General features: G+C 38.7%; 19 protein-coding genes and 1 pseudogene. 14 read left to right on the top strand and 6 right to left on the bottom strand.

The window, feature by feature from the left end:
* Window positions 1-3: 3 nt before the first annotated feature.
* The 8 genes from recR to trpB all read left to right on the top strand — a co-directional run bounded on the left by recR (window position 4) and on the right by trpB (window position 6,917).
* A complete protein-coding gene (gene recR / locus FTU62_RS08935) occupies window positions 4-600 on the top strand; it encodes a recombination mediator RecR (RefSeq protein WP_180102470.1) in 597 nt (198 codons plus the stop codon).
* 201 nt (window positions 601-801) lie between these two features.
* The gene (locus FTU62_RS08930) at window positions 802-1,944 is read left to right on the top strand and encodes an HRDC domain-containing protein (protein ID WP_180102469.1); all 1,143 of its coding nucleotides are present in this window, start codon (window positions 802-804) and stop codon (window positions 1,942-1,944) included.
* A gap of 124 nt (window positions 1,945-2,068) precedes the next feature.
* Complete coding sequence (locus FTU62_RS08925) at window positions 2,069-2,377, top strand: YcgL domain-containing protein (RefSeq protein WP_180011296.1); 309 nt, start codon at window positions 2,069-2,071, stop codon at window positions 2,375-2,377.
* 21 nt (window positions 2,378-2,398) lie between these two features.
* The gene (locus FTU62_RS08920; protein ID WP_078193907.1) at window positions 2,399-2,782 is read left to right on the top strand and encodes a hypothetical protein; all 384 of its coding nucleotides are present in this window, start codon (window positions 2,399-2,401) and stop codon (window positions 2,780-2,782) included.
* A gap of 21 nt (window positions 2,783-2,803) precedes the next feature.
* Complete coding sequence (locus FTU62_RS08915) at window positions 2,804-3,655, top strand: MoxR family ATPase (protein ID WP_180102468.1); 852 nt, start codon at window positions 2,804-2,806, stop codon at window positions 3,653-3,655.
* A gap of 79 nt (window positions 3,656-3,734) precedes the next feature.
* Entirely contained in the window at window positions 3,735-4,187 is a 453-nt protein-coding gene (locus FTU62_RS08910) for a hypothetical protein (RefSeq protein ID WP_180102467.1), read from the top strand.
* A gap of 202 nt (window positions 4,188-4,389) precedes the next feature.
* Window positions 4,390-5,577, top strand: coding sequence for a VWA domain-containing protein (locus FTU62_RS08905; protein WP_180102466.1), 1,188 nt, complete (start codon window positions 4,390-4,392; stop codon window positions 5,575-5,577).
* 131 nt (window positions 5,578-5,708) lie between these two features.
* Window positions 5,709-6,917, top strand: a complete 1,209-nt coding sequence (gene trpB / locus FTU62_RS08900) for a tryptophan synthase subunit beta (RefSeq protein ID WP_180102465.1) — start codon at window positions 5,709-5,711, stop codon at window positions 6,915-6,917.
* Between the two features lie 9 nt (window positions 6,918-6,926).
* Here trpB and FTU62_RS08895 read toward each other — a convergent pair whose 3' ends face one another.
* From FTU62_RS08895 to FTU62_RS08880, 4 genes are all read right to left on the bottom strand, one after another.
* The gene (locus FTU62_RS08895) at window positions 6,927-7,277 is read right to left on the bottom strand and encodes a hypothetical protein (protein ID WP_180102464.1); all 351 of its coding nucleotides are present in this window, start codon (window positions 7,275-7,277) and stop codon (window positions 6,927-6,929) included.
* Between the two features lie 122 nt (window positions 7,278-7,399).
* On the bottom strand, window positions 7,400-7,831 hold the full coding sequence (locus FTU62_RS08890; protein ID WP_180102463.1) for a CBS domain-containing protein: 432 nt from the start codon (window positions 7,829-7,831) through the stop codon (window positions 7,400-7,402).
* Window positions 7,832-7,937: 106 nt separating this feature from the next.
* A complete protein-coding gene (locus FTU62_RS08885) occupies window positions 7,938-8,315 on the bottom strand; it encodes a DUF2750 domain-containing protein (protein WP_180102462.1) in 378 nt (125 codons plus the stop codon).
* A gap of 139 nt (window positions 8,316-8,454) precedes the next feature.
* A complete protein-coding gene (locus FTU62_RS08880) occupies window positions 8,455-8,688 on the bottom strand; it encodes a hypothetical protein (RefSeq protein WP_078188494.1) in 234 nt (77 codons plus the stop codon).
* Window positions 8,689-8,910: 222 nt separating this feature from the next.
* Between FTU62_RS08880 and FTU62_RS08875 the strand changes: the two genes are divergently transcribed.
* Both FTU62_RS08875 and FTU62_RS08870 read left to right on the top strand, forming a co-directional pair.
* Complete coding sequence (locus FTU62_RS08875; protein ID WP_078193899.1) at window positions 8,911-9,270, top strand: hypothetical protein; 360 nt, start codon at window positions 8,911-8,913, stop codon at window positions 9,268-9,270.
* Between the two features lie 109 nt (window positions 9,271-9,379).
* Window positions 9,380-9,703 carry a hypothetical protein gene (locus FTU62_RS08870; RefSeq protein ID WP_111884935.1) on the top strand — a complete coding sequence of 108 codons (324 nt, stop codon included), beginning with the start codon at window positions 9,380-9,382 and terminating at the stop codon, window positions 9,701-9,703.
* Here the strand turns inward: FTU62_RS08870 and FTU62_RS08865 are convergent.
* Together FTU62_RS08865 and FTU62_RS08860 are read right to left on the bottom strand one after the other, a co-directional pair.
* On the bottom strand, window positions 9,627-11,195 hold the full coding sequence (locus FTU62_RS08865) for a pitrilysin family protein (protein ID WP_180102461.1): 1,569 nt from the start codon (window positions 11,193-11,195) through the stop codon (window positions 9,627-9,629). The two genes, FTU62_RS08870 and FTU62_RS08865, sit on opposite strands and share 77 nt — an antisense overlap.
* 126 nt (window positions 11,196-11,321) lie before the next feature.
* Window positions 11,322-12,719, bottom strand: a pseudogene (locus FTU62_RS08860) (M16 family metallopeptidase); the annotation flags it as partial.
* Window positions 12,720-12,885: 166 nt separating this feature from the next.
* Between FTU62_RS08860 and ftsY the strand changes: the two are divergent.
* The 4 genes from ftsY to FTU62_RS08840 all read left to right on the top strand — a co-directional run bounded on the left by ftsY (window position 12,886) and on the right by FTU62_RS08840 (window position 16,520).
* The gene (gene ftsY, locus FTU62_RS08855; RefSeq protein WP_180023557.1) at window positions 12,886-13,992 is read left to right on the top strand and encodes a signal recognition particle-docking protein FtsY; all 1,107 of its coding nucleotides are present in this window, start codon (window positions 12,886-12,888) and stop codon (window positions 13,990-13,992) included.
* Window positions 13,993-14,167: 175 nt separating this feature from the next.
* A complete protein-coding gene (locus tag FTU62_RS08850; protein ID WP_180056124.1) occupies window positions 14,168-14,854 on the top strand; it encodes a nitroreductase family protein in 687 nt (228 codons plus the stop codon).
* A 211-nt stretch (window positions 14,855-15,065) separates the two neighbouring features.
* Window positions 15,066-15,659 carry a nitroreductase family protein gene (locus FTU62_RS08845; RefSeq protein WP_180035761.1) on the top strand — a complete coding sequence of 198 codons (594 nt, stop codon included), beginning with the start codon at window positions 15,066-15,068 and terminating at the stop codon, window positions 15,657-15,659.
* Window positions 15,660-15,842: 183 nt separating this feature from the next.
* A complete protein-coding gene (locus FTU62_RS08840) occupies window positions 15,843-16,520 on the top strand; it encodes a DUF2057 domain-containing protein (protein ID WP_180102521.1) in 678 nt (225 codons plus the stop codon).
* The last annotated feature ends 524 nt before the right edge of the window (window positions 16,521-17,044 follow it).

Here is a 17,044-nt window from a genome sequence, read left to right as displayed (position 1 = left end):
TGAATGTTTAGTGATCGTTTTGATCAACTTGTACAGGCATTGCGTATTTTGCCAAGCGTTGGGCCAAAGTCGGCTCAACGTATGGCACTGCATTTAATCATGAAAAATAGGGAAGGTGCTGTTGGTCTGGCAAATGCCTTGACTGAAGCAACCAACTATATTCATGAATGTTCAATTTGCCATTCATTGACTGAAGATGAAGTGTGCAACATATGCGTCTCGTCAGAACGTGATGATCAACTGCTTTGTGTGGTTGAATCTCCCGCAGATGTCATGGCAATCGAGCAAAGTGGCAGTTTTAGAGGGAAATATCATGTATTGGGTGGACATTTGTCACCACTCGATGGTATTGGCCCCGACGAAATTGGTATTCCATATTTAATTCAACGACTAAGTGAAGGTAAAGTGCAGGAAGTGATCTTGGCGACCAATGCAACAGTTGAAGGTCAAGCGACAGCACATTATTTGGTTGAAGCGACTAAACATTTACCAATACAAATGACCCGTATTGCACAGGGAGTACCACAGGGTGGTGAGCTTGAATATGTGGATAGTCATACCTTAAGTCAGGCCGTGCATAACCGAATGCGAATGAAGTAACTATAGAGCGAAACTCGTTTCGCTTTGTATAATTTTCACCTAATTATTTATACTTAATAACGATTAAAGTTTTTGTTTACAATGAATAAAAAAGCCAATTAAAGGAAATAAGTCACTAAAATAACGTTTTTCCTTATAGATAAATAATATATATCAGTTAATATAAGCTCATAGAGCATCTAAAATTAGACTCAGCAACTTATGTATCAATTCATTCAAAATCAGCCAGATTTAAATTCTGTTTTAAATCTTATGGACCAAAGCTCGATTTACGGACTCGACACCGAGTTTATAAAAGTAGATACCCTGTGGCCCAAACTTGGACTTTTCCAAATTAATGTACAAAATCAGGTGTATTTACTTGATGGTACAACCCTCGATTTAACCCAATTCTGGCAAAAATTATTTGCGGCTCAGCAAAACATTTTTCATGCTTGTAGTGAAGATATCGACCTGATTTATCACTATGCACAGCATAAGTCTTTAGAAAATGTCTTTGATACCCAAGTTGGGATGTCATTTTTAGGGCATGGCTTACAAGTTAGCTATCAAAATGCCTTAAAAACTATGCTCGATGTAGATATAGATAAAGATCAGACACGTTCAGATTGGTTAGCTCGTCCACTCAGTGCCGAGCAATTGAACTATGCAGCGAATGATGTACATTATTTAATGAATTTAAGCCATACGATTCAGAATGAATTGGCTGCGAAAAGTTTATTAAATTGTGTGCTTGAGGACTGCAAAAATTTAACTTATGAAATTGGCACTGAAACGCCGATCCATATGCTGTATCACGATATTGGTAATTATCGACATTCACGTCGTCAGCTCATGCAAATTCAGCAATTGGCCGTTTGGCGTGAGCAAATGGTGAAAGCCTTAAATCAGCCACGTAGCTTTATTCTTAAAAACTCAACCATCATTGATATGGTTGAAAAAAATCCAAAAAATAATTTTCAATTGAGTGCAGTAAAAGACATTCGTCCGAACATTGTGCGTGAGCATGGTAAAATTATTTTAGATTTGTTGAAGTTTTTACCAGAACAAGCTGAATGGCCGCTGCGTATGGCACGTCCAATTCGTCATTCGTCTCAGGATATTGGTTCGCGCGTCGATACAGTCATTCAGCGTGCAGTACAAGAAACCTCTGTACCTAAAGAAGTTTTAATGCGCAAAAAATGGTTAAATGCTTTGTATCAACATGTGGTTTTTCACAATGATGAACAGGATTTACCGAGCTACCTATTGGGTTGGCGCTATGAATTACTGACGAAGCCTTTAATTGAAGTGCTGCATGCCGATGAAAGCTATCTTTCTGGTCAAATGAAAGTGATGGAATAAGTTCTGATTGATTAAAGAACTATCACTTATACAAATTCACGACTGATGCGTTAATAAACACTAATGTATCAGTCTTTTTTTTGATGTATCCTTTGCCTTGCGTTTAATGAGTATTGATTTAATTATGTACTGTTCTATCTACAAATCGAGCAAAAAAGATGAAATGTATCTTTATATTGCTCGTCCTGAAGTTAATGAAAACGAAACTGAAGCGACAGATCCGCTTGCAGTAATGCCTGATGCATTACGTACAGCATTTGGTCGTGCCACATTTGTCATGGATCTAGAACTCAGTGAATCACGCAAACTTGCACGTGTGAACGTATTACACGTCATAGATTCTATTGAAACAAAAGGGTTCTTTATTCAAATGCCTCCAGAAGGTTTAATTGACCCAAATGCAGTTGAGCCAGAAGGCTTGCGCGGCGCTTAAGTTAATTCAGGAGTTGTGATAATGAATGGTGTAGTATCGGTATTGGACTCAATTCCTGAAAGCAGTATTGCAATTACGGTTTACCTAGGTGGGGCTGTAATTGCTTTGTTGTGTTGGTATGGGCTGATGAAGCGCTTACCCAAAACGATCGGTGCCATTGGTTGGCTTATTGTATTTGCTATTTTATTAACACCAACCGTTTCTGAAGGTTCAAATGCAGCAATCGCACCTGCGATTTTTGGTTTGATTTTTGGTGTATTAACAAAAGATCAGCCATTGGTTTGGTTGAATCTATCGCTGATTCTCTTTGTGGTGGGTATTGGTTTAGTCCTCGGCTATTTTTGGACAAAATACAATGCAGCGAAACCACAGCACGTTGTAAACAAGAAAATTTCACCGCTTTAAATAAAAAAATAAGGTTATGTCATGTCTGTTGAAACTCAACAATTTACTGGTACAGATCAATATATTGCGACCGATAGCTTAAAACTTGCAGTAAAAGCTGCACGTTCATTGCAAAAGCCACTTTTGGTTAAAGGTGAGCCGGGGACAGGTAAAACACTTTTAGCCGAACAAGTGGCTGAAAGTTTAGGCCTTAAGCTCATTACTTGGCATATCAAATCGACGACCAAGGCTCAACAAGGTTTGTACGAGTACGACGCCGTATCTCGTCTGCGTGATAGTCAGTTGGGTGATGACCGTGTTTATGACATCAAAAACTATATTAAGCCGGGTAAGCTTTGGGAAGCATTCACTAGTGAAGAACGTTGTGTACTTCTAATTGACGAGATTGATAAAGCAGATATCGAATTCCCTAATGATTTGCTGCATGAACTCGATAAAATGTCCTTCTTTGTGTATGAGACGGGTGAAACGATTACGGCAACACAACGTCCAATCGTGATCATTACTTCAAATAATGAAAAAGAACTTCCAGATGCCTTCTTGCGTCGTTGTTTCTTTCATTATATTGAATTCCCTGACGAAGCAACCATGCGTGAAATCATCGATGTACATTTTGAAAATATTTCAAGTACCTTGGTCTCTGAAGCATTACAAATTTTCTTTAAATTACGTCAAATTCCGGGTTTAAAGAAACCGCCTTCAACCTCTGAGTTGATTGATTGGTTGAGTTTGTTGATGGCGGATGATATGCCAGAAGATATTTTACGCAATAGGGATAAATCAAAATCAATTCCACCGCTTTATGGTGCCTTGATTAAGAATGAACAAGATGTGCAATTACTTGAGCGTCTAGCATTTATGTCACGTCGTTAATTGATATCAATTCTATCAAAGATTTAAAAGCCGGTTATCCGGCTTTTATTTTGAGTATTAAAAAATATAAGGGTGAATTATGCAGACAAGAGCATACGTTTCTTGTGTACACATTGCTGTACCTAGGAGGTTTAAGTCGGCAGCACTCTTGTTGGTTGCGAGTTTTTATTTTTCTAGTTTTAGCTATGCGATGGATGATGCTCAGTTTGAACAGCAGCATCAACAGCTACTCCAGGATGCGTATTGGGCGCAAGTTGCAGAACATCAACTTAAAGAAAAGCTCATTGATCAATCAGATCATCTCGCAGCTCAAACGGCCATTCAGCAAAAGGCCTGTGCTGCAACTGTACTTGAGCTGAAATACTATGATTTTGTGATCTTGCATCTAAGTGACTTTAACCGCTATAGAAACCATCAAGGTTTTCATAAAATCGTATCTATTGAACATTTGCAGCAAGATCGCCTCAATGTTCAACACAAATATGAAACTCTTAAACAATCGCTTAATAATAGAAATGCGACTTGCGAATAAATCATGCTGTATGTGTTTCTTTGGGTAGTAGGGCAACGTATATGAACACGCAGTAAAAGCTTTTGGCTTTACTTGTAGGGATCAATTTTTCATAATGGTGGATGTAAGGCAAGACTCAGTTGCAGATGAAATAACAAGATCACATGCATTCACACTGGATTTGACCTCCTGATATTTAATTTTTATTGGATTTTATTCGCCTATGTTTGTGCGATTGTTTTATACCCTTCGAAAATACGGTGTTCCTGTTTCAACTCGTGAATTGATTGACTTGAACCAAGCAGTGGCAGCAGGGCTGGTCTTTGCAGATCAAAATGAATTTTATCAGCTTGCAAAAACCGTCATGGTCAAAGATGAACGTTACTTTGATAAGTTCGACCGCGCAATGAAAGACTATTTTGACGGTATATCGACCTTTGATTTGGATGAACTATTAAATCAGGTGCATAAATTGCCAAAGGATTGGTTTGATCTTGAACTCATCGAAAAACATCTAACACCTGAACAACGAGAAGAATTAAAAAAAGCCGGATCATTAGAAGAATTGATGAAAATGCTTGAAGAGCGTTTACGCGAACAGCATAAAAAGCATCAAGGTGGTAATCGGATGATCGGTACGGGCGGTACCTCGCCCTTTGGTGCCTATGGTGACCATCCTGAAGGTGTGCGTATCGGTGGGCCTGGTCGTAAACGATCTGCGGTGAAAGTTTGGGAACAACGTCAATACCGAAACCTAGATGATGAGCAGATTCTCGGTAGTCGTCAGATGCAGATGGCTTTGCGTCGTTTGCGTAAATTTGCTCGCCAAGGTGCAGCAGAAGAGCTAGATATCGACGGAACCATTCGTGAAACAGCCAAACAAGGAATTTTGGATGTGCAGTTGGTTCCTGAACGACGTAACCGCATTAAAGTCTTGATGCTGTTTGATGTTGGGGGCTCGATGGATTCACATATTGCCCAATGTGAGAAGCTCTTTACCGCGGCTAAAACTGAATTTAAAACCTTAGAGTATTTCTATTTCCATAACTGTTTATATGACTATGTGTGGAAAGATAATATTCGCCGTTCAAGCACGCGTATGAATACTTGGGATCTATTCAATACCTATGGGCGAGATTACCGCGTCATCGTGGTCGGTGATGCGAGTATGGCACCGTATGAATTGAACTCTGTAGGTGGTTCTGTGGAGTATATGAATGATGAAGCGGGTCAGGTGTGGTTACAGCGCTTACGCAATCATTTTGATAAAACAGCATGGTTAAACCCCGAAGAAGAAAGTTATTGGCATTACACCCAAACCATAGCTGCGATAAAACACATCTTTGAAGATCATATGTTCCCAATGACCCTAAAAGGTGTGGAAGATATGACGAAATATTTAGCGCGCTAAAGCGTTAAAAACGATACTTTTTCTTATCAATGATGTTTATATTACTTACTCCAATTTTGCATTGTTTCTTATTTTCAAAATTGGATAGTATTTAAAAGTCTTTGTTTTGCATACAACATGAAGGAAATATGATGGATCATCAAATTAATGGTATCGCATTACCTAATGAAGAAGGTTTCTTCGGTGAATACGGTGGGCAGTTCATTCCACCAGATTTAAAACAGGCAATGGATGACATTAATGTTGCTTATGAGCAAATTCGTCATACAGAAGAATTTCAAAATGAATTGAAAGAGTTGTTTGCACACTATGTTGGACGTCCAAGCCCATTGTTTTATGCGAAGCGCTTGTCTGACAAATTAGGTGGTGCACAAATCTACCTCAAGCGTGAAGACCTCAACCATACTGGCGCGCATAAAATTAACCACTGCCTTGGCGAAGCTTTGTTGGCAAAATACATGGGTAAAACCAAAGTGATTGCAGAAACTGGCGCAGGTCAGCATGGTGTAGCATTGGCAACGGCTTGTGCCTTAGTGGGCATTCCATGTGAAATTCACATGGGGCAAGTGGATATTGAAAAAGAGCATCCAAACGTGGTGAAAATGAAGATTTTAGGTGCCAACCTTATCTCTGTTACACGTGGTACAGCTACGCTTAAAGATGCAGTAGATAGCGCTTTTGAAGAGTATTTAAAAGATCCAACCAATTTTATTTATGCGATTGGTTCAGTGGTTGGCCCACATCCATTCCCGAAAATGGTTCGTGACTTCCAGTCCATTATTGGAGATGAAATTAAAGTTCAATCCAATGATCGATTTGGTGCAAATCCTGACTATGTGGTTGCATGTGTGGGTGGTGGATCCAATGCCGTTGGTGCATTTACAGCATTCCTCAATGACACCGATGTTAAACTTGTAGGTGTAGAGCCTGCAGGTCATGGTTTAGATACCAATATGCACTCTGCGACGTTGACATTGGGTAAGCCAAGTCAAATTCATGGCATGGCATGTTATGTCCTTGAAGATGAACAAGGTGAGCCATTGCCAGTGCATTCAATTGCATCGGGTTTGGATTATCCAGGAGTGGGGCCACAACATAGCTTGTTAAAAGACCTAGGCCGTGTTGAATATACAACAGCGACAGACCAAGAGTGTTTAGATGCATTCATGACGCTTTCACGTGTGGAAGGTATTGTTCCTGCACTAGAAAGTTCACATGCGGTTGCTTGGGCAATTCGTGAAGCGCCAAAACTTGCCAAAGATGTGAAGATTGTCGTTAACGTTTCAGGCCGTGGCGATAAAGACTCAGACTATGTGGCTGAAAAATTAGGTTTAAATTAATTACTGCCATTAAAAAAGACTAAGTTGCTCATCATCTGTTGATGGTGCAAAAATCTTTTGCAGTTGTATAGCCCGATCTATATTCGAAGTATCCCAGTTTTTAACTGGGATATTTTTTTTGACATAATTTTTATAAAAAGTGTGGTTAATGCTTGATGTAATTGGAATTAACTCAGGATGTAGCGCATAAATAATAGCTTTTGCATCTAAAATTTCAACGATAGAAGTAGCAATCTCCAAATTAATCGTACGTCGGTGGTATTGCAGCAGCTCATCTTCTTTCATCGAAACCATTAAGCGTTCCAATTCTAAAATGATGGCATCAAGGTGGTCTAATTTATCTAAAGCAGGTTTCAACATAAGAATGGAAATTGAGAAAAGTAATTAATTTGTAATGTGTATGTCATTACAAAATGTGAGTTATATAAATTATTGATATTTGGAATTCCCCCTTAAAGCTTATCAAGGGGGGATTTTTGAGTTTAGCCAGAAATATATTGTTGAAGTTGTTCGATCAGTTTGCGTTGATCATCCATTGCTGCTTTTACAAGGTCACCGATGGAGATTAAGCCGGTTAATTTCTGTCCCTCAACGACAGGTAAATGACGTAAATGTCGATCTGTCATGAGTTCTAAACATTCTTCGACAGTCGCTGCACTTGTCACGGTGATTACGCTACCCGTCATAATCTCGCTGACAGAGGTATCGAAAGAGGTTCTTTCCATCAGGGCGATTTTACGTGTGTAATCACGCTCAGACAAAATCCCAACGACTGTGCCTTCATGGGTCACAACGAGGGCGCCAATGCCTTTTTGTGCCATCAGGGAAATGGCTTCGAGTACAGTCGCATCTGGAGTGATGGTGTAGATTTCTTGATAAGCTTTGTCTTTAAGTACTTGGGCAACTGTAGTCATATTTTCATTCCTTTATAGTAGTTTTTGTTTAATTTAAATTAGCGCGAAATTTGAAAAAAGCAAATACTTTTCAGTGCATGCAGAGGTCAAACATGCACTGAGGGTTTTATGCCATTTGAATCTTATCTTGGTTAAAAAAGAATAAACGCATTTGCGAGGTTGTGAGCTTGAGACGGATGTGGCTAGAGCTATGCAACGCAGGGATGACTTTAAGGCGTGTTAATGTCGGTAATAGCGATGCCTCAAAATCTTGTGGTGTAATGCGTCGTGGAGTGTAGTTGGGCCAATGCTTTTTGGCATATTTATGCGCTTGAATGCCATTTAACCAAAACGGGAAGATAATATGATCTTGATCGCTGGTCATTGCCCAACCTTGTTGGTGGTAGAGACCCCAAAGGACTCCACAGTACATCATGGTTTTTAAAATACTAATTTTATAAAATAAATCTTTTGGAATAGGTTTATATTGCTTTAATTTAGACATCATATGCAGCGTGTTGTTGATGTTGCTCCTATTGTAGAAAATTCTTATGAAAAAGCTGTGTAAGCTTTGAACTTGATTGTAAGAATTTATGTAGTTAAAAGTTGAAGGGTGTAAAAAACGCCACCTTAGTGACGTTTTGTTATGCTTGCAAAGTGGCCATGTTCTGCCAATATTGCGCTTTGAGTGAGTCACGTTCTACGCGGAAGCCTTGATAATAAAGTTCAGCCAAAAATAACGCTGCTTTACCATGTCCAGCACGAGCTGCATCTTCCAATTCATGAACTGCATCGCTGAAGTTCATTTGAGATTGAATTGTGTTTACCGCATTTGCGTATACATGTTCGAGTTCATGTTGAGAGAATTGTTGAATCATATTTAACTCCTTATTCTAATTATGATCATTAAGGGCCCATTCTTTAGCCCTATTAACTAATTTAACTAAGTATTATTAAACTAATATTACAATTATCTTGAATTGTCAACTATTCACGTAAATATTTCTAATTTGCTATAGTTTACATGATTAAACAATGGACAATTGTTTTCGTGAGTAAAATACTATCATAAGAAGTTGTAGATAATAAGGAGAAGTAAAATGACAAGAGTTTTAGACGGTTTAACTTTAGATTATCCTCCGACATTAGCGCAAATTGTGGAGTTGGCACATCTACATCGTCGCAATCTTGATGAAGCAATTTTTCATCATGAAATTCATTTGGGGGATTTTGGTTTGGCACAGCGCAAACGTGTATATGATTTCACACGGGATTTAGATAAGGGACAGCGCTTAGAATTTTACAATGCATATAATGGCGAATTACTCAAAATCGCCGATGATGATGATTTACATCCTGCGCATGCAGAAGGTGGAATGAGTATTTTTGCAGTATTTATCGTTTTGGCGATTATTGCATTGATTCTTTATTTTGCGGTGATACGTACCATTATTCATTAAATTGTTTAGCTAACTCACAGACTGAAACAGTGGACTGATGCAGTTTTAAGCGCTGTGACTTGAACTTCTTGAACGTCAGCCATACACTACTTTGAACCTGAGGTAGTGTATGACTATTGATTTAGAAAAAATTATTCAATTCAAATCTAAAATACAGCTCGAGCAAATTTATAATATCTTTGTTTCAGTCATGATCGTGGTGATTTTGGTATTGGCTGTAATTGCCTTATATCGTCCTATTTCTGTACAGCAATACCAAAACGTGTCACGACTTGCGTTGCAGCAAAGTTATCCTGAAACACAGGAAATGGCGATGCTGCTGAGACAGCAAGATCGCATTCGTGTGGGTGCTTATCTTAAATTGATGCATGCTTATCAGATGGAATCTGTGCGGGCACATCAACTTCCGGCTTTGGCAGAGGAACAGCCTTAGTTGCAGGGATTATCTTGGTTGGAGTTGCTTGTACATTATCCTCTAATATCTGCTGTACTTCATTTTTATCTAAGGTTTTGCTCACCACAATCACCGTCATATTTTCAGGGTGCATGTAGGTACGAACCGCATTTTGTACATCAGCTACAGTTATTTTTTCTAATAATTTTGGGTACTGGGTCAAATAATCTGGATCTTGTTGATAAAAGCCCAATAGACCAAGCTGTGCATTGATCGTTGCATTACTGCTGTAATTATTTGGAAAAGCACGCAGCATGCCTGCTTTGGTTTCTTCCATTTGTCTTTGATCAATAGGCATTTTGACAAAATCATTAAAAGCCTTATGTGCCACTCGGATACTATCTATCAGCTGATCTTGACGTGTTCCATAGCTAAAACTAAAGATACCGGGTGCTTGGCTAAAGCTAAATGCACTATAGGCACCATAAGTATAGCCACGTTTAACGCGAAGCTCTTGCATGAGGATCGAGTTAAAACCTCCACCACCAAACATTCGATTGGCTACTTCTAGGGCTAATCGATCTTTGTTATCGCGTGTCGTCCCTAAATGTCCAAACATGACGTTGGCTTGGGTGGAATTGTAGGGAAGATGGATGATATCAAACCCTTGTTTTTCTTCTGGTTGTGCAAGTGCCTTAGCTTTTTCACCTTGGTTTAAGTTTCCGGAAATACGTTCTGCAAGGTTTTGTGCTTCTTTTTTGCTTAGTTTACCTGTAATGGCAATATTCATGTTTTGAGCAACTAAAAATTGATTACGAAACTTCTTTAAAATGTCTGGGGTGATTTTTTTGATACTGCCATTGGTTCCTGTAATTGGTTCTGCATAAGGATGTGTGCCGTAAACAGCCCGATAGAAACGAATATTCATTAAGCGACTTGGACTTTCTTGGAGTTGTTTTTGACCAGCTTGGTTATTGCTGAGTGCTAAGTTGAGGCTGGAGTTTTTAAAAGTCGCATTTTTAATCACGTCCATCATCATACTTAAAGCAGGTTCTAATTTTTTAGGGTCTGACAATACGCGTAGCCGAACGACAAACATATCTCGATGTGCTTGTGCGCTAAATTGAGCACCTGTTTGGTCAAAAACCGAGGCAATTTGCGTTGCATTGTATTTTTCTGTGCCTTCATCGATTAAACGTGCAGCCATGTTGGCAACACCATACAAGCCTTTTCCGACTTCTTCATCACGAGCAGAACCTGCATTAAAGGTCAGTTGAATATCCACCATAGGTAGATCTTGTGATTCAACAAACAGGCTATTTACGCCATTTCGGTTTTTCAGCACTTGAACAAGCGGAGCACGGTAGTCTTTATCAATCTGTAAATTCTTTAAACTTTGCAGCATGGGGATAGATTGTAATTGGCTCGGATTATCGTTGAGGTCGGGAACATTTTCCTTATAAGTTTCTGCATGAAGGATTGAGCCAAACGCAGTGAGTAAGCTTAGAGATAAAATTTTCGTAATAGTCATCACTAATCCTTACAAGACGCTTTCTGTGTTTTGGGTTGAGTTAGTCTGTTGCTCTGGAGTAACAACTTCCGTTTGAGCTGGTTTTGTAGTTTGATCTGCTTTATTTGAGGTTGTTGGAACCTCCGTCTGTTCTGGAAGTAGATACATGGTGCTTAAATTTTCTTTGACAAAATACGCATTTGCGACACGTTGAATATCTTGTGCGCTGACGTTTTCATATAGTTTTGGTAATTCGTCCATTAGCCTGAAACTGAGCCCATTGACTTCTAAGTTACCGATCGTCTTGGCTTGGCTGCTGATGTCATCTTGGTTATAGACTAAATTGGAGACAAAACGTGTGGTGATACGTTCAACTTCAGGTGTTTTGACTAATTCTGTTTTTAAAGTGTCGATTTCATCTTGTATGGCTTTTTGCGCTTGTTCCATTTTGACGCCATCGGCAGGGAGTGCTGAAATGGTAAACAAACTGTCTCCACGATTGTATGGATCATAAGAAACACTTACAGCAGTAAGTAATTTTCTATCGCGTACCAGTTTGTCTTGTAGGCGCGATGAGATGCCGCTGTCTAAAATATTGCGAATAATATTGAGAGCATAAGCATCTTGTGGGTTTTTTGCGGTAGCCAGTGAGCGTACATTCCACGCCATATACAAATTGGGCACTTGTACGGGTAAATTTAGTTCCATATGACGATAGCCCACACGCTCGAATTCCCTCACATCGTTACGATCAGGTGTTTTACGTGATGGAATATCACCAAAGTATTTTTGAACTTGACGAATGGCTGCTTCGGCATCGACATCACCGACAATCACCAAAATGGCATTGTTCGGGGTATACCAATCTTTATACCACTGTTTTAAATCTGCCAATGTGATGTTTTGCAGATTTTTCATGTGTCCAATGACGGGTTGACGATAGTGACTGGTTGGATAAGAGATCCATTTGAAACGTTCATAAGCCAAAGAACGAGGATTGTCATCTGTGCGCTGTCTGCGTTCTTCCATAACCACTTTAATTTCAGGGTCGAAATCTTGTTGTTGTAATCGTAAATTACTCATACGATCCGCTTCGAGCTCCAGCGCCATAGGAAAATAGGCTTTAGGATACAACTGATAATAATTGGTGTAATTGGTAAAGGTTGCGGCGTTAATGCTGCCGCCATAGATACGGCTGAGACGTGTAAATTCATCATTAGGAACTTTGGTGGTTCCTTTAAACATCATATGTTCAAGTGCATGAGAGATCCCTAATAGATTGCCCGACTCATCACTACTGCCAACACGATACCAAATATGGGTCATTACCATCGGCGCACGGTGGTCTTCACGGATAATGACCTTTAAGCCATTTTTAAGGGTGGTTTCAAAGGTGCTACGTGTTAATTGGGTACGTGTGTCTGCATGTAGATTGGGTGCACACCAAAGGCAACTAGTGATGACACAGATAGGAAGCACTGAGCGAAATAAAGTTTTAAAAAAACAAGGAGAAAATCTGTTTTTATGGGACACAAAGGAATCCATTAAAATGCATTTTATAGTTATCTAGTTTTCCTAAAGTTAATTTTGATTGCAAGTTCAACATGTTGTTTTTTAGTGTGCTTTGCTCTGACAGGCGTGTAGCGACTCAATTTAAGATAACTTATGATAGAATCGGTTTTTTTAACGCAGTGCTTTTCAAGGATTCGGCATGCAACAGCAATCTCATGGGCAGAATAAATTTTTGATTGATGCTGATATCGGTGATGACGATGTCACGCTACCGAGTTTACCTGCGGTAAATGTGCCGATTATCGAGACACCGAAAGTACAGCAAGAAGTTGCTGCACCATTACAAGAAACAGAGTCAAAAACTGAAGATTCGAAGGTGAAAGGCGGCTTCTTTAGTCGTATGAAAGAAGGTCTAGCAAAGTCACGTAAGAACTTGGCAGACGGCATGGTGAATATCCTGATCGGTGGGAAGGAAATTGACGATGAACTTTTAGAGGAAGTTGAAGAGCAACTTTTGGTTGCTGACATTGGTGTCGATGCAACCAAAACGATTATTGCGAACTTAACTGAACGTACTGAACGTGGCGATTTAATTTACTCGCACTCTTTATATAAAGCGCTTCAAGAAGAACTAGTGGCATTACTTGCACCACGTGTTAAACCGCTACATATCGACAGCAATAAAAATCCGTATGTGATTTTGGTTGTTGGTGTGAATGGTGTGGGTAAAACCACCACGATTGGTAAATTAGCGAAACGCTTACAAGGTGAAGGTAAAAAAGTAATGTTGGCTGCTGGTGATACATTTCGTGCAGCAGCCACAGAACAATTACAAATTTGGGGTGAACGTAATAATATTGCCGTTGTGGCTCAAGGTCATGGTGCAGATTCTGCTTCAGTTATTTTTGATGCATTTGAAAGTGCTCGTGCAAAAGGCGTAGACGTGCTGATTGCAGACACCGCAGGTCGTTTACATAACAAAGGACACCTCATGCAAGAGTTGTCTAAAGTAAAACGTGTAATGCAAAAAATTGACGCTACAGCTCCACATGAAGTGATGTTGGTGGTTGATGCAGGTACAGGTCAAAATGCCATTAACCAAGTTGAAATGTTTGATGAGGCAGTAGGGCTTACAGGTCTAACCATTACTAAACTGGATGGTACTGCGAAAGGTGGTGTGTTATTTAATATTGCAAGCCGTACCCATGTGCCAATTCGTTTTATTGGTGTAGGTGAGAAAATTGATGACTTACGTCCATTCTCAGCTAAATCATTTGTCGCAGCATTATTTGAAACTGATAAATAAAATGTGTTAAATGTCACATAAACTCCGCAAAATGCGGAGTTTTTTGTTTTTGAGCTTACTGATTGATTTAAAAAGCAACATGTGAATAAATCATAGTCAAAATTCAGCCTAATAAACCCTTAGAATAAGTAAGGAATTGTTGTTTATATATAAAAATTGCTTTGGGGTGTTTAGGGTGGCGTTACTCGATAAAATTGGTCATGTATTGACTGCGGATATCACTAAAGATTTTAAATTAAAAAAGAAAAATACTGACCAAGAAGTAGAAGCGTCATTTGTCGACCAACTAAAGAAACGTCGCAGTATTTACGAGCTTGGAAAGAAGGTACATTATAGTCAGGCTTATTTGGCGGAACTGATTCAAGAGTCTGTAAGAAGTTGTCCATCTGCATATAATTCGCAAAGCACACGTATTGTGGTTTTATTTGGCGAATCTCATCAAAAATTTTGGGACATTGTAAAAGACGTACAACGCAAGAATGTTGCGAGTTATATTTTTGAAGGTGTGGCGCTCAAAATAGATCAATGTGCAGCTGGCCTGGGAACTGTACTTTTCTATGAAGATCAAGCTGTGATTCAACAATTACAAAAGAAAGTGCCATTAAGTGCAGAAGATTTTCCAGTGTGGTCGGAGCAAACGTCTGGCATGGCCCAATTCGCAGTATGGACTTCGATCGCAGATGCAGGTCTAGGCGCATGTTTACAGCACTATAATCCACACATTGATTATGCTGTTGCCGAACACTTTGATATTTCAAAACAATGGCTGCTACGTGCGCAGTTGGTCTTTGGTTCAATTGAAGGCCAAGCGCCTGAACGTTTAGAACCAGAAGATCAAGATCAGTTTAGAATTTATGAGTAATTTTTATGTGCTGTAAGTTGCTTTGATCTCTGCTTTTAGAGCAGTAAACTAAAATCTGTATGTAAATGAGTTGTGGGTATTTAGATGTTTACAACTGATTGTTCTGGAAATAAGACACAATGTTGTAAATATAGTCATGCAACGGTTAAAAACTTCACCTATTATAAATCTCAACTTAGTCAGCTAATTGAAAATAAAAAGAGGTCTTGTAATGTCATTCTTGAATCAAATCGAACAACGTCGCACAATCTATTCTATTGGTAATAACGTTACTTTATCGCAAGATGAAATTGAGCAAACTATTAAAGATGCTGTACGTTTAAGTCCTTCATCATTTAACTCTCAAACGTCTCGTGTCGTTATTCTGTTTGGTGATGCACATCAAAAATTCTGGAATATCGTACGTGAAACTTTACGTAAAATTGTACCTGCAGATGCATTTGAAGGAACTAATGGCAAGATTAATAGTTTTGCAGCAGGTTTTGGTACAGCATTATTTTATGAAGATCAGGCTGTAGTCAAAGCTCTCCAAGAACAATTTGCACTTTATGCAGATAATTTCCCAGTATGGTCTGAACATTCAACGGCGATTGCTCAATTTGCTACTTGGACTGCTTTGGCTGAAAAAAATATTGGTGCGTCATTACAACATTACAATCCAATTGTTGATGCTGAAACAGCTGCGGCATTTGATGTGCCAGATCAATGGAAACTACGTGCACAACTTGTTTTCGGTTCGATTGAAGCGCCTGCAGGTGAAAAAACCTTTATTGCAGATGAAGAACGATTCAAAACATTCAAGTAATGATGGTGTGTTGAATTAAAAAGGATGCATTAAGCATCCTTTTTTTATATGCAAAATTCTTGAATGAATATCAAAATAATGTCTTGAAACTAAATATACAGTGATTGTGAGATGTCATAAGATTGTCACATATGCATTGCATAGTGCAATCGAAACTAAATAATTGATAAAAGAGTGATAATGATGACTTTAAGATTAACTGTTGCTGCTGCAGCGCTGATGTTAAGTAGTGCAGGATTTGCAGCTGTAACTTTGACTGTTCCGGAAGAAATCAAAATAGTTGCAGTTAATGATCAAGAAGTTACAGGTGGTTTATTTCGATCTACCGAGAAATATAAGCTAGATGCAGGTGAAAACGTATTAACGGTAAGTTATAGCGAATTTTTTCAACATGCTGATAATTCGCACGATATATTAAAGTCAGGTGTTGCCGCTATTCGTACTCCATCACTGATTGATGGTCAAGAGTATCGTTTGGGTCTAGTCAATGCACCAAAAGATTTTGATGCTGCGCAAAAATATAAAGACCAACCAATATTTGGTTTGTATGACAAATCTAATCAATTACTTGTGCAGCAAGCGGGGGCGAAGAAAGAACAAAAATTGATTTTCTCTAATGGTGTATTGGGTAATGCTGTAGATTTTACGAAGAAAGAAGCTGTGCCAGAAAATCAACCGGCACCTGTTTATGCACAATCCGTAGCAGTAAAGCCAACGAATGTAGTATCTCCTGTAGCGGCTTCGAAAAATGTGACTATTAATGAAAATGGGGCAGATCAACAATTAATTCAGCTTTGGCAGAAGGCTAGTAAAGCTGAACGACAAAAATTTATGAGTTGGTTGGCTGAGCAAGCAAACTAAAGTCACTTTTGTAACTTCATTAGTTTTCTTAAAATCCGTGATATTCGAAAAGTCCGTTGAATTACGGGCTTTTTAGATTGAAGAATATAAAAATCACCAAGAATTATAAAATTCGTCTTTCATAAAGCAAAATATACGGATATATTGATCTTTAAATAAGCAATAAATTGCTTTTAGTTTAAAAAATATACACTCAAGCAAAATATTATAGAAATTTCTATGATAGGGGCTTGTGTTTGTTTTGAAACTCTATAGAATACGCTGCATACCAACGCAGACAGCGATAAACGTAAGGTTTTTAGTTGTTTGATGTTGTTTTCTTATTTGCTGACGAAGCATTAAGAAGATCATTAAGAGATTATGAAGAACAACTTGTGTGGATTTTTACTGATTGATCGATCGAAATTATTTTCATTGATTGATGGTAGAAATTACTCGAAGTTTATTTGAGCAAATTTTTGTCAGTAATTGATGAGCCAAGATTGGTACACTATATGTACTATTGATTTTAAACTGAAGAGTTT

It is taken from the genome of Acinetobacter sp. YH12126, assembly GCF_013418745.1.
Classification (GTDB): Bacteria; Pseudomonadota; Gammaproteobacteria; order Pseudomonadales; family Moraxellaceae; genus Acinetobacter; species Acinetobacter amyesii.
The sequence above is the reverse complement of the archived record's forward strand: the minus strand, read 5'-3'. Positions and strand labels throughout refer to the sequence as shown.

Excerpts from the sequence above, each read along its gene's own strand:
- recR (WP_180102470.1), top strand. The coding sequence starts at position 4 with ATGTTTAGTGATCGTTTTGATCAACTTGTACAGGCATTGCGTATTTTG.
- FTU62_RS08930 (WP_180102469.1), top strand. The coding sequence starts at position 802 with ATGTATCAATTCATTCAAAATCAGCCAGATTTAAATTCTGTTTTAAAT.
- FTU62_RS08925 (WP_180011296.1), top strand. The coding sequence starts at position 2,069 with ATGTACTGTTCTATCTACAAATCGAGCAAAAAAGATGAAATGTATCTT.
- FTU62_RS08920 (WP_078193907.1), top strand. The coding sequence starts at position 2,399 with ATGAATGGTGTAGTATCGGTATTGGACTCAATTCCTGAAAGCAGTATT.
- FTU62_RS08915 (WP_180102468.1), top strand. The coding sequence starts at position 2,804 with ATGTCTGTTGAAACTCAACAATTTACTGGTACAGATCAATATATTGCG.
- FTU62_RS08910 (WP_180102467.1), top strand. The coding sequence starts at position 3,735 with ATGCAGACAAGAGCATACGTTTCTTGTGTACACATTGCTGTACCTAGG.
- FTU62_RS08905 (WP_180102466.1), top strand. The coding sequence starts at position 4,390 with ATGTTTGTGCGATTGTTTTATACCCTTCGAAAATACGGTGTTCCTGTT.
- trpB (WP_180102465.1), top strand. The coding sequence starts at position 5,709 with ATGGATCATCAAATTAATGGTATCGCATTACCTAATGAAGAAGGTTTC.
- FTU62_RS08895 (WP_180102464.1), bottom strand. The coding sequence starts at position 7,277 with ATGTTGAAACCTGCTTTAGATAAATTAGACCACCTTGATGCCATCATT.
- FTU62_RS08890 (WP_180102463.1), bottom strand. The coding sequence starts at position 7,831 with ATGACTACAGTTGCCCAAGTACTTAAAGACAAAGCTTATCAAGAAATC.
- FTU62_RS08885 (WP_180102462.1), bottom strand. The coding sequence starts at position 8,315 with ATGTCTAAATTAAAGCAATATAAACCTATTCCAAAAGATTTATTTTAT.
- FTU62_RS08880 (WP_078188494.1), bottom strand. The coding sequence starts at position 8,688 with ATGATTCAACAATTCTCTCAACATGAACTCGAACATGTATACGCAAAT.
- FTU62_RS08875 (WP_078193899.1), top strand. The coding sequence starts at position 8,911 with ATGACAAGAGTTTTAGACGGTTTAACTTTAGATTATCCTCCGACATTA.
- FTU62_RS08870 (WP_111884935.1), top strand. The coding sequence starts at position 9,380 with ATGACTATTGATTTAGAAAAAATTATTCAATTCAAATCTAAAATACAG.
- FTU62_RS08865 (WP_180102461.1), bottom strand. The coding sequence starts at position 11,195 with ATGACTATTACGAAAATTTTATCTCTAAGCTTACTCACTGCGTTTGGC.
- ftsY (WP_180023557.1), top strand. The coding sequence starts at position 12,886 with ATGCAACAGCAATCTCATGGGCAGAATAAATTTTTGATTGATGCTGAT.
- FTU62_RS08845 (WP_180035761.1), top strand. The coding sequence starts at position 15,066 with ATGTCATTCTTGAATCAAATCGAACAACGTCGCACAATCTATTCTATT.
- FTU62_RS08840 (WP_180102521.1), top strand. The coding sequence starts at position 15,843 with ATGACTTTAAGATTAACTGTTGCTGCTGCAGCGCTGATGTTAAGTAGT.